Source organism: Bartonella harrusi (genome assembly GCF_024297065.1).
GTDB lineage: Bacteria > Pseudomonadota > Alphaproteobacteria > Rhizobiales > Rhizobiaceae > Bartonella > Bartonella harrusi.
Window position 1 is genome coordinate 269880 of record NZ_CP101114.1, and the last position, 13568, is coordinate 283447.

A 13568-nucleotide genomic window follows, 5' to 3' on the forward strand; every position below is an offset into this window, starting at 1 on the left:
CAAGAGGACAGGCTCTGATGAAGAGAACAGTTATCACCAGAGATTTTTGATATTTTTAGAGATAATTTGTTGTTGAGATGATGCGTTGTTTTTAACTTCGCTTTTGTGCAAAAAAATCTTTAAGCAGTTGAGCAGCTTCTTTTTCCTTGAAACCAGAATAGATCTCAGGTTTGTGGTGACAGGTTGGTTGCTTATAAAAGCGAGGACCGTGTTCAATTGCGCCTCCTTTAGGGTCGCTTGTGGCGTAATAGAGACGTCGTATCCGTGCAAATGAAATGGCTGCGGCACACATAGCACAAGGTTCGAGTGTTACATATAAGTCGCAATCAGGAAGCCTTTCGCTTTGGAGTCTTTCACAAGCTATACGGATTACACGCATTTCTGCGTGTCCTGTAGGATCATATGGAGTTTTTATGGAGTTACCAGCGCATGCAATGATTGTTGTTCCACGTGTGATAATAGCGCCTACAGGGACTTCGCCTTTTTTTTTTCGCCTCTTGCGCTTCTAAAAGAGCTCTTTCCATCGGTGTCAAAGTCATCGTATTCTTTCTGCTGGAATATAGGGAATCAAGAAGATTTTTCCATGAAGAAGAGTCCTATAAAATAAAAACCTTCTGATCCTTTTTAATAAAGGGGTGTTGTTTTTTTTAATATTTAAAAGCAGCTTAAAAGTAAACAGGTGCATTATTGCTGCTAAAGGATAGAAAATAACAAATGATTGTGTTACTTCCCCTTTTCAGAATAAGAGCGCTATAGTCCAGGAAGGTGATTTGCTAAACGGACGAGAAGAGATTGGTGTGCAGAGCAAATGAATGAAAATGAAAGTGAACGGATTGCCAAAAGGTTAGCACGTGCAGGGGTTGCTTCACGTCGTGATGCAGAAATGATGATTTCTGCAGGCCGTATTGTTGTTAATGGTAAAGTTGTGACAACACCCGCTTTTAATGTTAGCCGCTCTGATGTTATTAAAGTTGATGGCAAACCTTTATCTCCTATAGAAAGAACACGATTATGGCTTTACCATAAGCCAGCGGGTCTTGTTACCACGCACCGTGATCCTGAAGGAAGACCAACAGTCTTTAGTCATTTGCCGAAAGGAATGCCTCGTGTTCTTTCTGTAGGGAGGCTTGATATTAATACGGAAGGGCTTTTGTTGTTAACCAATGATGGTGGTTTAGCACGTATATTAGAGCTTCCTGTAACGGGGTGGGTGCGTAAATATCGAGTTCGTGCGCATGGAAGAGTAAAACAGAGTGCACTTGATAATCTTAAAAATGGCATCGCGATTGATGGTATTTTCTATGGTTCGATTGAGGCATCGATTGAACGTGAACAAGGGACAAATCTATGGATTTCTGTAGCTTTGCGTGAAGGAAAGAATCGTGAAATAAAAAATGTTCTTGGTGCATTAGGATTATCAGTTAATCGTTTAATTCGTATCTCTTATGGTCCATTTCAGCTCTCTGACTTGGGAGAGGGGGCCGTTCGTGAAATAAAAGGGAGGATGTTGCGTGAGCAATTGGGTGAGCGTTTAATTATGCAAGCCAATGCAGATTTTGACTCTCCTATTCTTAAGCCATTTTCAAATTCTGCGATTGTTGCAGAAAAACAAAGTGATAAAAACTTTGCTATCAACAATGATAGCTGGGTTTTCTCAAGTGGAAGAGATGTGCAACGCAGACAACGAGGCGGTTCTGCTAAGCATGGTCAATCACGATTGGGTATAAAAACTGATGAGAAAATTATCCGTAAGGATAAGGGTGAAGAAAAAAAAGCAGAACGTATTTATCCTCGTTCGCGCCGTTCTAATGTTTGGATGGCTCCTGGTGCACGTCTACATAGTGCGCATAAGAAGTCTTCCTATAGTGAGGATAGTTTTCATGATCATAAGAGCAATTTGATTGGTAAGAGATCTTTTCATAGAAGAAAGGAAAAGCCATCAGAAGTTCAATTTCGGGAAGAACGAGACACGCATTTTGAGAAAAAACAGGGTAAAAAATCTTTTGGTAAGACGCGTTTTATTGACAAGAAGGAGCGTTTTTTAAAAAAAGAAGAAAAGGTTATGAAGGGTAATAATGATGCGCCTTCTTTTGAAAGAAAACGAAGGGCAAAATCATTTGAGAGTGCCATGAAAAAATCTAAAGAATATAGCAGTGATGCGAAGACACCAAAAAAATTTGGAGGATTACGTGCGGGTCGTCGGCGGTAAATTTGCTGGGCGTATTTTATTTTCTCCTGTAGGACAGTTGATTCGTCCAACCAGTGATCGTACGCGCGAAAGCCTTTTCAATATTCTTGCTAACCGGGAAGAACATTTTTGGACCAATAAACGCGTTCTTGACCTTTTTGCGGGGACTGGTGCTTTAGGCATAGAGGCTTTGTCACGTGGTGCAAAAACCGCAGTTTTTGTTGAAAATTCAGTTGAAGGGCGTGGATTGCTTCAAAAGAATATTGAAGCTTTTGAATTGCAGTCTATAGGGCGTATTTTGCGTCGTGATGCAACAAAATTGGGCAATATTGGGACAATGCTTCCATTTGATGTTATTTGTGCAGATCCTCCCTATGGTCATTGTTTAGGTGAGCGTGCTTTTGTTGAGGCTCTGAGGGGAGGATGGGCAAAAGCTGATACACTCTTTGTGCTTGAAGAAAAGAAAGATGCAATTATTCATTTACCTGATACATTTTATCTTGATGATGAGCGTTTTTATGGGGAGACGGCAATACGGTTTTATAAACTATGCTCATAATTTCAGCCTTGAGAAAGTTCTTGTTTTTATTCGATAGGATGAGAAAGAGTATTTTATAGACCGTTTTCAGGGTATTTTTTATGCAGAGATTACTGCATTCATAAAGAGTCGTTTCTAAAATCAATCAAAGATAGAAAAATTGTATACATCTATTTTTCATCACCAACGTATAATTTCTTATTTTAAACGTGATACATTTCAATGTATATGGTGGTTTGAGTGCTTTTCTCATGGTTATTACAATGCGTTCATTTTAGGTAGGCAATATAAGCAGTATATAAAAAGTGTCATTGCTATTGCAATGTTGTTGTACGCTTATAAAATTCTTGCGAACATTATATAAAATGCCCCTCTTAAAATCGATTTTTCAGTATCTTTTTATTATGCTTTTGTAAAAATATTGATGAAATACATAAAAAATATTTTTAAAATAAATTGGCTATTTTTACATCCTTGATATACTCTCTGTACAATTTTTATCAGATATAGCATTTTTTATCATGGAAATTATTCTATCCGTTAAAAATAAAAGATAAGTAACGTATAAAATTATGGTTTGAGAGTATTTCTTTAAAAAATCTTCTAAAGGTGGGGAAGTATGGCTTATGCGACCAACAAAGCGGATATTTGCGATGCAATTTACGCTCTGCGTTTGCGTCTTAAAATATTGAATCTCATTAGAAAAGCAAAATCCGGACATATAGCTGATAGCCTTTCTTGTATTGATTTCATTTATATTTTATACAGATATATTCTGCAAATAAATCCTACACGTATCCACGATCCCAATCGTGATCGATATGTTCAAAGTAAGGGACATGCGGTTGAGGCGTTGTATATTGTTTTATCAGAAATGGGATATTTTTATCCTCAACAGCTCGATACTTATCTGAAATTTGATTCTCATTTTATTGGTCATGTAAGCAAAAAAGTTCTTGGTATCGAGCAAAGTACAGGGTCTCTTGGCCATGGCTTATCTCTTGGAGCAGGCATGGCTCTTGCTGGGCAGTTTAATTCTCAATCCTATCGTGTTTTTGTGCTTCTTGGTGATGGCGAAATGGCAGAGGGATCCGTTTGGGAGGCTGTACTCTTTGCAGCACACTATAAACTCAGCAATCTTATCGCCGTTATTGATAGAAATAGGCTACAAATTACTGATACAACTGATGTTTTAATGAAAACAGAGCCCTTAGCAGATAAATTTATAAGTTTTGGGTGGCATGTTATGGAAATGGATGGTCACGATATAACACAATTGAAGGAGTCGTTAGGAACACTTTCATTACATAAGGAAAAACCAACAGCAATACTGATGAACACCATAAAGGGGAATGGAATTTCCATTATGGAAAACGACATACGCTGGCACCATAAAAGTTCCAACAGATGAGGAATACAATATTGTGGTTAATGAAATTCAGAGCAAAATTCAATTAATGGGAGAATAAACGTGGGTATTCCTCATCAAGAAACGCAGACTGCTGTGAAATTTTCAAACCTCGAGATTGTGAATAAAACGCTTATAAATATAGCGCGATTTGATAAAGACATTGTTGTTTTAACTGCTGATTCACGCATATCTGGCAAGATTGATTAATTTGCAAAGCTTTATCCGGAACGTATTGTAGAAGTTGGTATTGCTGAACAAAATTTGGTCGGTGTCGCTGCGGGACTTGCCTCATGCGGAAAAAAGCCATTTGTTGTTTCACAAGCTTGTTTTTTGACGACGCGTGCACTTGAACAAATAAAGATAGATGTTGCTTATTGCGAAAATTCTGTTCGATTGATTGGGATTAGTGCTGGGATTAGCTATGGATCCCTCGGAGCAACACATCACGCTATTTCCGATTTTGCTTCGCTTCGCGCTATTCCTAACATACGCATTATTGCTTCTGCTGATAATAAAGAAACAAAAGCTGCCATACTCTCTACTCTAAACGATCCCATGCTTGTTTATATACGTTTAGGAAAGTGTGCAGTAGAAAATATTCATAGCGATGCTTCAAAAATCGATATTCGTAAAGTTTCTGTTATAAAAAAAGGCAAAGATATTCTTTTTCTTGCTACTGGAGAGACCGTTAAGATTTGTCTCGATGCTGCTGAAGAACTCCAAAAATATCAAATTATACCAACAGTTGTCAGTATACCGACAATTCGGCCTTTAGATGATATCTCTGTACGAGAATTATGCAAACTTTACAGATCTGTTCTCGTCTGTGAAGAGCATAGTATAAATAGGGGGCTTGGAGATGCAATTGCGAGATTACTTATGGAACAGGGTATTACCTGTAAATTTGTATCGTTAGGAATACCGGATCAACCGATCTGTAATGGAAGCCAATTGGATGTTTTAGCACATTATGGGATCAGCCAAGATAATATAACGAAAACGATATTAACTCTGCAACAATAGACAAAAATCTTAAATTATATCTCACTATACGTGTTTGTTAAAAAAGAATGTCAATCACCGAGAATATGAAAAAAATAAAACAGACGGGCGTAAGAAACCATACTTTCCTACTTTTAATAAAAAAAACACTCTTTTGTTAAAGAGAGTATAAGGCAGTTTTCTCATTGTTCAAAAGTATCTATATTTACTAAGCTTTCACTGGTAATGTTTTTAATTGTTTGTGCACCAGTCAATGTCATCGCTACGCGCATTTCATTTGCAAAAAGATCAAGCAGATGCGCAACACCTTTCTCACCTGCTGTTGCAAGTGCATAAACAAAAGCACGACCAATCATAACAGCATCCGCACCTTGCGCTATCATACGTACAACATCAAGGCCAGAACGAACACCAGAATCCACTAAAATAGTCAAATCACTTTTTACCGCTTCTGCAATTGCTGGCAATGCACGTGCAGTTGATAAGACACCATCAAGTTGGCGTCCTCCATGATTGGAAACAACAATACCATCAGCACCAAATTGTACGGCTTCTCGTGCATCTTCTGGATCAAGAATACCTTTCAAAATCATTTTTCCCTTCCAAAAATCTCGAATCCATTGCAGATCACGCCAACCAATTGATGGATCAAAATTTGCACCAAGCCAACCAACATAATCGTCTAATGCAATCTTCTTTCGCAAATAGGTAGAAACATTTCCAAGATCATGTGGATGTCCCATAATACCAACATTCCAAGTCCAATGAGGATGGGTAAAAGCTTGAAAAATACGGCGCAATCCAGCATGGGGTCCAGACATTCCCGAATGCGCATCACGATAACGTGCACCAGGAACCGGCATATCGACTGTAAACACCAAGGTTTGTACACCAGCTGCCCAAGCCCGCTCTAAGACATCACGCATAAATCCACGATCTTTGAGAACATAAAGTTGAAACCAAAATGCACTTCCAACGGCCTTCTGAACTTCGGCAATGGGGCAAACTGAAACTGTGGATAGGGTAAAGGGAATACCTTTTGCAACGGCTGCACGTGCAGCTTGTACCTCACCACGGTGTGCATACATGCCTGTTAATCCAACAGGTGCAAGTATAATCGGTAAATGAAGTGTTTGATCAAGAAGCTTAGTTGAAAGATCAACGTCACCAATCTGCTTTAGAATTCTTTGACGGAGTGCAAGTTCTTGAAGATCAGTACAGTTACGTCGTAGCGTTTCCTCAGCATAAGCGCCGCCATCAATATAGTGAAAAAGGAAAGGAGGGAGTCGACGTTTTGCTGCTTTGCGATAATCAAATGTTGAAGAAATAATCATAATAGTGCCATTGGTTTTTGAATAAAAAGCGACAATACTCTAAAACGAATGAAGATTCATCCACGCACTTCTTATTTAGAGGGTATCTCAAATCATGTCATTGAGTAGAGGCAGGCTATAAAGATAGCAACTTAAAAAAATACATGGATAAAACAACATTTCTTTTATCAAGCTTTATGAAAGCTTCACAGTGTTTATCATTGAGAAATATTTGTACATTCATACCTTGTGAATAATTGAGAATAGAGCTCTTTGAAAATTGAGAGGCTCTCCCTTATAATTAAGGTTCCTTTAAGAGATATTTTTTCAGTCATTTTTTGTAATTTATAAAACATGTTCAAAAATATTCCTTATATTTTAGTCCATAATTAATAAAGTCAATTATATTTTATCAGCACATAGAATTAAAAAAGTCTTTGTTAAAATTGAAAGCCAAGCTTTTGAATACACCCAATAATCTTCTCATATTATAATACCCAAAACGAAGTTAGGTTTCATTTTCATTGAAATTTATAAAAATATTTTTCATGATTTACCTGGAGATTTTTCAGAAATTTTGAATATTAATACATATTGACAAAAAAATTTTGTGTTCATAGTTATAGATGGAGGAAAATTACTTACATAAAATCATCAAAACATTGTCTCAATGAGAAATGAGGTGTTAAAGAAAGCTAACAACAGTGCCAAAGGAAAAAACTATTACTGTATTGTATAAGAAACAGTTTATTCCATAATAATAGTAAAATGCATTGAAGATTTTTATTTAAATTTTTAAAACTAAAACCTGTGGGCACAACCGGTTCTATCTGATGATTTTGTAAAATATATCAACAAAGAGTGCTCCACATCCTCCACATCTATGAAAAATCGAAAATGTTCTCTCAATCGGATACTCTTTCTGCATAGAGTTTACCAGAGCCTATATTTTTTTAATCATTTAAAATGTTTAGATAATTTTAATCCCTGTGCTTGGTAATGTGATCCAGTATCCTGCCCATAAAGTGCTAATGGTCGATGAAGCATATGTTCATAGACTAAGCGACCAATAATTTGACCATGTTCTAAGATAAAGGGAACCTCATGGCTACGTACTTCTAAAACCGCTTTTGCTCCTTTTCCACCTACTTCCATATGCCCAAATCCTGGGTCAAAAAAACCTGCATAATGCACCCTAAACTCACCAACTAAGGGGTCAAAAGGGGTCATTTCCGCGGCATAAAGTGGAGGAACATGGACAGCTTCTCGTGAAACCAAAATATAAAATTCATCAGGATCAAGAATCAGTTCCCTTTGACCACGATCAAAGAGTGGTTCCCAAAAATCGAGAATATCAGCAGCAGCGCGTTTATCGATATCAATAACACTTGTGTGGCGCTTACCACGATAGCCTATAAGTCCATTTTCGTTGCCCTTCAAATTAATGGAAAGCCCAAGACCACCAGCACTAATATTAGGCAAATCATCTGATATCAGAGTTTCATCTCTATGCAAAGCATGGAGTTCAATTTCATTTAAAGAGCTGTACCCTTTGCGGAACCGAAGTTGAGATAAACGTGATCCGGTACGTACCAAAATAGGAAATGTCCGTGGACTCATTTCAAGATAAAGTGGACCATGATAACCATCACGAATTTTATCAAACTCTTGTGCATTATCTGTAATCACACGGGTAAAAATGTCTAATCGCCCAGTAGAACTTTTAGGATTGGCAACGGCTGATAAAGTTTCTGGTAAAGCCAAGCTTTCTAAAAGAGGAACAATATAAACACAACCTGTTTCTAACACGGCTCCGTCTTGCAAAGCAAATTCGTGCAACTTTAACTGTTCGAGTTTATCTAAAACTTTTACGTTGGCTCCTGGCATAAAGGAAGCACGTATACGATAGGCTTTGTTCCCTAATCGAAGATCAAGACTTGCGGGTTGTATTTGAGTTTTGTCAAATGGACACAGAGCTTTGAGAATTTCATTATCAATCAAGGCTTTTATATCATTGTCTGCCAAAATACCGCTTACACGCGTCATATGTTACGCCTTCCATTTTTACTTTATTTCTTTTTGGCTCAGATAATTGATTGACACAAGCTTTTTTAAGGCGATAGAATCATTCCCCTCTGATTTTGCCAATCAATTTTTTGCTACAATTCATACAAGAATGTTACAAGCAATAAAACAATATTTGATACAATATTTCTTGAAAGTAAACTAAGAGTTGTTTTGTGCATAATATCTCTCACAGACTCTCATTCTTGAATGTTGTACAAATAATGCTATCATAGCTCAGAGTTTCTATTTTAGAATCCACGAGAATCCTTTTAGAATTTATTATGATCATACGTCATCTTAGCGAAAATATTATTAATCAAATTGCTGCCGGTGAGGTGATTGAACGGCCAGCAAATGTTGTCAAAGAACTTGTTGAAAATGCTATTGATGCCGGAGCTACGCGAATCGAAATTGTCACGGCAAATGGAGGAAAAAATTTTATAAAGGTAAGCGATAATGGTTGTGGTATTCCAGCAGATCAGCTAACGCTAGCAGTTTCTCGCCATTGTACTTCAAAAATTACGGATGATGTACACAATATCTGTTTCCTTGGGTTTCGAGGAGAAGCTTTACCCTCAATTGGTTCTGTTGCGAAACTGAAATTAACCTCACGAACGCAAGATGCTGATAGTGCTTCTGAAATTATTGTTACAGCAGGAAAAATCATTGGACCAAAGCCCTCTTCTGGCAATCTTGGAACGATTGTTGAAGTTCGTGACCTTTTCTTTGTAACACCAGCACGACTAAAATTCATGAAAACTGATCGTGCTGAAGCGAATGCCATTAGTGATATGATTAAACGAATTGCGATCGCATTTCCACATATTCGTTTTTCTCTTTCAGGTCCAGACAGAACGTCTATAGAACTCCCTGCTACAGAAAATAACACGCAAGGGCAGTTACAGCGTATTACGCAGATTATGGGTAAAGAATTTGCTCAAAACAGTATTGCTCTTAATGCTGAGCGTGAAACAGTGCGTTTAACAGGGTTTGCTTGTTTGCCATCTTTTAACCGTAGTAATAGCCTTCATCAATTTGCTTATGTTAATGGGCGCCCAGTACGAGACAAGTTTCTTTTTGGTGCAATTCGAGGAGCCTATGCTGATGTCATGACACGGGATCGTTATCCTGTATCGATTCTTTTTATTGATTTACCACCAGCTGATGTAGATGTTAACGTTCATCCAGCCAAAGCAGATGTGCGCTTCCGCGATTCAGGATTCATTCGCGGTTTAATTGTTGGAGCAATTCGTGAAGCGTTGCATCAAATTGGTGTTCGTCCTACTTCAACGCGTTCTGAAGCAATGTTAACAGCCTTTCAGACACAACATTTCTTGAAGCCTTTTAAAAGAAACCATCAATCTTCTTCGTACACCCCACAGCATCATCATTTTGCATCCGCATCAATGTTTCATAAACCATTAGATATTACCAGTTCTTCTGGTTTCAAAGAAGAGACGACTCCTCTTATGGAGGGTTTAGATACGCCAAGTGGTGATGCCTATATTACTAGTATGGTACCATCATCAGAAGAACTATCTTATCCATTAGGAGCAGCGAGAGCCCAAATTCATAAAAACTATATTATTGCTCAAACCCAAGATAGTTTGATCATTGTCGACCAACATGCTGCTCATGAACGATTGATTTATGAAGCACTCAAGAATGCACTTTATTCTGAACCACTTCCCTCACAAATATTACTTATTCCTGAAATTGTAGAACTCTCTGAAGAAGATCTAACATGCCTTTTAACGCACAAAGAGACTTTGCAGAAGTTTGGTTTGGGAATAGAGCCATTTGGGCCTGGTGCAATCGTTGTGCGCGAAACACCTTCTATGTTAGGAGAGATCAACATACAAGCACTCATTAGAGATCTTGCAGATGAGGCGGCAGAATATGACACGACAGACAATTTAAAAGCAAAACTTGATTATATTGCCGCAACGATGGCTTGTCATGGTTCAATACGGTCTGGGAGGATTTTACGCCCTGAAGAAATGAATGCATTGTTACGACAAATAGAAGCAACCCCTCATACAGGAACGTGTAATCACGGACGACCTACTTACATTGAACTCAAATTAGCTGATATAGAAAGGCTTTTTGGTAGAAAATAAGTTTTTGTTTACTCTTGTAGAAGAAAATATTTTTTAAATCATTCTCGACTCTAGAAGGCATTTTATGGCACTGTATTTTTATAACTTCTCATAAAACAGGAAGGAATTATGAAGAATGTTTTCCAGTGATGAACGTGAAGCAAAGATTCATTATACCAATAATGGCTATAAAATTGTAGAATATGGAACTTATACTCGCTGCGCTGTTAGCGGAGAAAAAATCCCAATAGATGATTTAAAATATTGGAATCATCACCGGCAAGAAGCATATGCGAGTTGTGAAATTTCCTATCATCGTGAGCTTGAATGCAATCCTTATCTCAGTCAATTGTTAGAAGCACAGAAAAAGTAACCAGTTGAAAATTATAAATTCAGTCTTTTTCTTCAAGAGGGCAAATTAAAGGGGGGGCTTTTTGCGCTTTCTAAAACGGGTTATGACTTCTTCAAGCAGAAGATGGCAAAAATCTTTTTGAGAAAAATGAACGTTAACATCAAAGATAATAAGATTTTTCAAGTCTTTTTGTGCACTGTTTGTTTGTATACGGACATAATCCTTAGCTGTTGTAGCGAGCCATAAGTTTTCCATTTTAGCATTTTGTGCAAGATTTTTTAAATCTGTATCGGTAAAAAAATAGTGGTCAGGGTAAGAGTAAGTTTGCACAACATGGCCAGACAGTTCTTTAATGGATTTAAAAAATTTATCTGGATTGCCAATACCGGCAAATGCCAAAAACGATTTTCCTGCAACCTTATCAGATGCTAAAGATTTAAGGGAAGCATAATGCAAAGATTTTCCAGCACGCGTGACAAGAAAAGCGATCTTATCATGTTCATCCGAATGACCAATCAATAAAACACTGTCTGTTAAAGAAAGCTGTGTTTTTAATGGTACACGCAAAGGTCCTGCTGGAAAAACAGCACCATTACCAAAACCACGCATTGCATCTACAACGAGCAATGCATAATCCATGTAAAGACGGCGGCTTTGAAACCCATCATCCATTAAAATAAGATGACATCCTTTTTGCTTGAGCCGTTGTGCTGCTGCATAACGATCGACTGATAGAGCAACAAAAGCATGTTGAACAAGTAAAAGTGCCTCATCCCCAACATCGCGCGCATCATCATATTCTTTATTTACAAGATGCACTCCTTTAAATGCTCCGCCATAACCACGCGATACAATACCGGGCACGAAACCAAGCTCTTTTGCGGCTTTTGCAAAAGCAATGACAACAGGCGTCTTACCAGTACCACCACATGTAAAATTGCCAATACATAAAACTGGAAGATCGATAATAGGAGGCTTTTTTTCTATACGGCAGCGTGAAAAATAGCCATAAACCCAAGAAACCGGAGTGAATAAAAGACGTAAGAAGCTTTTATCTTTCCACCAAAAATTAGGTGTCTTAATGTGCATGCTTTCTCTGATGTTGATTTAAACCTGTTTGTATCACAAGAGGTTGCAAAAACGGCTCAAGAAGCTTTAATGTGCGCTCGAGTGCACCCGCCATGCTGGTTGCTACTTCATAGGCTTTATCGACCATTTCTTGTCGTAAGACCTCATTTGTTAAAAGCCTATAGACCTGAATAGCGAGCTGTTTTGCATCTTGAATCATATATGCTGCATCACGTGCTAGAAATTTCTCAAACATTTCTTGAAAATTTGTAACATGAGGTCCAGTTAGAATAGCCGAACCAAGCAAAGCTAATTCTAATGGATTGTGTCCTCCATCTCCACATAATGACTTTCCAATGAAAGAAACTTTCGATAAGCGAAGAAACAGTCCCATTTCTCCAATCGTATCTCCCCAAAAAATGTCTGTATTTGCATCTGGTACAGCATTGTTACTTCTACGGATAAAACGCAAGCTCTTATTATGACAATTTTGCATAAGATTTTCTAAACGTTCAGGATGACGAGGCACAATGATTGTCAATAAATCTGGCAAATAATTTTTAAGAATCTTATGAACCTCAAAAGCAATTTCTTCTTCCCCTTCATGGGTTGAAATAGCTGCCCAAACTGGGCGATTGCCAATAGCACTACGATAATGCGCAAGCAAATCTTGATTTTCAAGTGGTAAAACATCAGCCTTAAGATTACCAGAAAATGCCACAGATTTTACCCCAAGCGCTTGATAACAAGCGACATCTCTTTCGTTTTGACCAATAGCCAAGTCGATATGCTGAAAAATATGTTTGGAAAGAACAGGTCGTTTTTGCCAAGCTTTAAAAGAACGTTCAGACATATGAGCATTCACTAAAATTTGTGGAATGTGCATTTTGGCAAGTTCTTTAATCCGGAGCGGCCAAATCTCCGATTCACAAACCAAAGCTAAATCAGGCTTCCAATGATCAATAAAGCGGCGCACAGCCAAATCTAAATCCAACGGAGCATATTGATGAATGAGCCGATTACCAAACAGCTTTTTCGCAAGAGAAGAAGATGTTACAGTACCTGTTGTTAATAATATATTGATTTTCAATGATAAAATATAATTAATGAGCGAGAAAAGTGCGAGAGTTTCTCCAACACTAGCCGCATGCAACCAAATTAATGGACTTTGAGGACGTATTTTATAGTTTTTACCCAAACGTTCTTTTTGGCGACTCCACTCTTCTTTTCCACGTACAGCACGAAGAAACAAATAGAAAGGCACAACGGGACGCAAGCAAAAACCAATCATCCGATAGATTGAAAGAGCCGTACGTGCCTTTAGTTCCATCACTAAAACTACCTCATTCACTTATTTTGAGACGTTTATAAGCTTTTTCCATTAAACAATTCATCATCTCTGTTAATTGCATTAATTTTTTCTCAGCGAGTAGCTAAATATAAATATCCTTTATATTTTAAGTAACAAAAACGCTTTCTTCATAAGAATGTTTTGAAAAGCAGAATTGCAATTCTACTCTGTTTTTTCAA

General features: G+C 37.7%; 11 protein-coding genes and 2 pseudogenes. 8 read left to right on the forward strand and 5 right to left on the reverse strand.

Annotated elements, in window-relative coordinates; genetic code table 11:
• Positions 1 to 91 precede the first annotated feature (91 nt).
• Positions 92 to 539, reverse strand: a pseudogene (locus NMK50_RS01145) (nucleoside deaminase).
• A 269-nt stretch (positions 540 to 808) separates the two neighbouring features.
• Here NMK50_RS01145 and NMK50_RS01150 point away from each other — a divergent pair.
• The 6 genes and pseudogenes from NMK50_RS01150 to NMK50_RS10495 all read left to right on the forward strand — a co-directional run bounded on the left by NMK50_RS01150 (position 809) and on the right by NMK50_RS10495 (position 5160).
• Positions 809 to 2209, forward strand: coding sequence for a pseudouridine synthase (locus tag NMK50_RS01150; protein ID WP_254770561.1), 1401 nt, complete (start codon positions 809 to 811; stop codon positions 2207 to 2209).
• A complete protein-coding gene (gene rsmD / locus NMK50_RS01155; protein WP_254770562.1) occupies positions 2190 to 2747 on the forward strand; it encodes a 16S rRNA (guanine(966)-N(2))-methyltransferase RsmD in 558 nt (185 codons plus the stop codon). The genes NMK50_RS01150 and rsmD overlap by 20 nt, the downstream gene beginning before the upstream one ends.
• Before the next feature lie 598 nt (positions 2748 to 3345).
• Positions 3346 to 4137 carry a transketolase gene (locus NMK50_RS01160; protein WP_254770563.1) on the forward strand — a complete coding sequence of 264 codons (792 nt, stop codon included), beginning with the start codon at positions 3346 to 3348 and terminating at the stop codon, positions 4135 to 4137.
• A 60-nt stretch (positions 4138 to 4197) separates the two neighbouring features.
• Positions 4198 to 4344 carry a hypothetical protein gene (locus NMK50_RS01165; RefSeq protein WP_254770564.1) on the forward strand — a complete coding sequence of 49 codons (147 nt, stop codon included), beginning with the start codon at positions 4198 to 4200 and terminating at the stop codon, positions 4342 to 4344.
• Between the two features lie 15 nt (positions 4345 to 4359).
• Positions 4360 to 4707 (forward strand): annotated as a pseudogene (locus NMK50_RS10490) (transketolase family protein); the annotation flags it as partial.
• Complete coding sequence (locus NMK50_RS10495) at positions 4693 to 5160, forward strand: transketolase C-terminal domain-containing protein (RefSeq protein WP_309486023.1); 468 nt, start codon at positions 4693 to 4695, stop codon at positions 5158 to 5160. The pseudogene NMK50_RS10490 and the gene NMK50_RS10495, both read left to right, overlap by 15 nt.
• A gap of 161 nt (positions 5161 to 5321) precedes the next feature.
• Here NMK50_RS10495 and lldD read toward each other — a convergent pair whose 3' ends face one another.
• Positions 5322 to 6473 (reverse strand): FMN-dependent L-lactate dehydrogenase LldD, encoded by a 1152-nt coding sequence (lldD, locus tag NMK50_RS01175; protein ID WP_254770566.1) that lies wholly within the window; start codon positions 6471 to 6473, stop codon positions 5322 to 5324.
• A gap of 936 nt (positions 6474 to 7409) precedes the next feature.
• Positions 7410 to 8498, reverse strand: coding sequence for a 2'-deoxycytidine 5'-triphosphate deaminase (locus NMK50_RS01180; protein ID WP_254770567.1), 1089 nt, complete (start codon positions 8496 to 8498; stop codon positions 7410 to 7412).
• A 302-nt stretch (positions 8499 to 8800) separates the two neighbouring features.
• Here NMK50_RS01180 and mutL point away from each other — a divergent pair, with 302 nt between their 5' ends.
• Together mutL and NMK50_RS01190 are read left to right on the forward strand one after the other, a co-directional pair.
• Complete coding sequence (gene mutL, locus NMK50_RS01185; protein WP_254770568.1) at positions 8801 to 10639, forward strand: DNA mismatch repair endonuclease MutL; 1839 nt, start codon at positions 8801 to 8803, stop codon at positions 10637 to 10639.
• 115 nt (positions 10640 to 10754) lie between these two features.
• Entirely contained in the window at positions 10755 to 10991 is a 237-nt protein-coding gene (locus NMK50_RS01190; RefSeq protein ID WP_254770569.1) for a DUF2093 domain-containing protein, read from the forward strand.
• Positions 10992 to 11036: 45 nt separating this feature from the next.
• On the opposite strand, the gene lpxK is transcribed toward NMK50_RS01190, so the two are convergent.
• Positions 11037 to 12059 (reverse strand): tetraacyldisaccharide 4'-kinase, encoded by a 1023-nt coding sequence (lpxK, locus tag NMK50_RS01195; RefSeq protein ID WP_254770570.1) that lies wholly within the window; start codon positions 12057 to 12059, stop codon positions 11037 to 11039.
• Positions 12049 to 13371, reverse strand: a complete 1323-nt coding sequence (gene waaA / locus NMK50_RS01200; protein ID WP_254770571.1) for a lipid IV(A) 3-deoxy-D-manno-octulosonic acid transferase — start codon at positions 13369 to 13371, stop codon at positions 12049 to 12051. The genes lpxK and waaA overlap by 11 nt, the downstream gene beginning before the upstream one ends.
• Positions 13372 to 13568 lie beyond the last annotated feature (197 nt).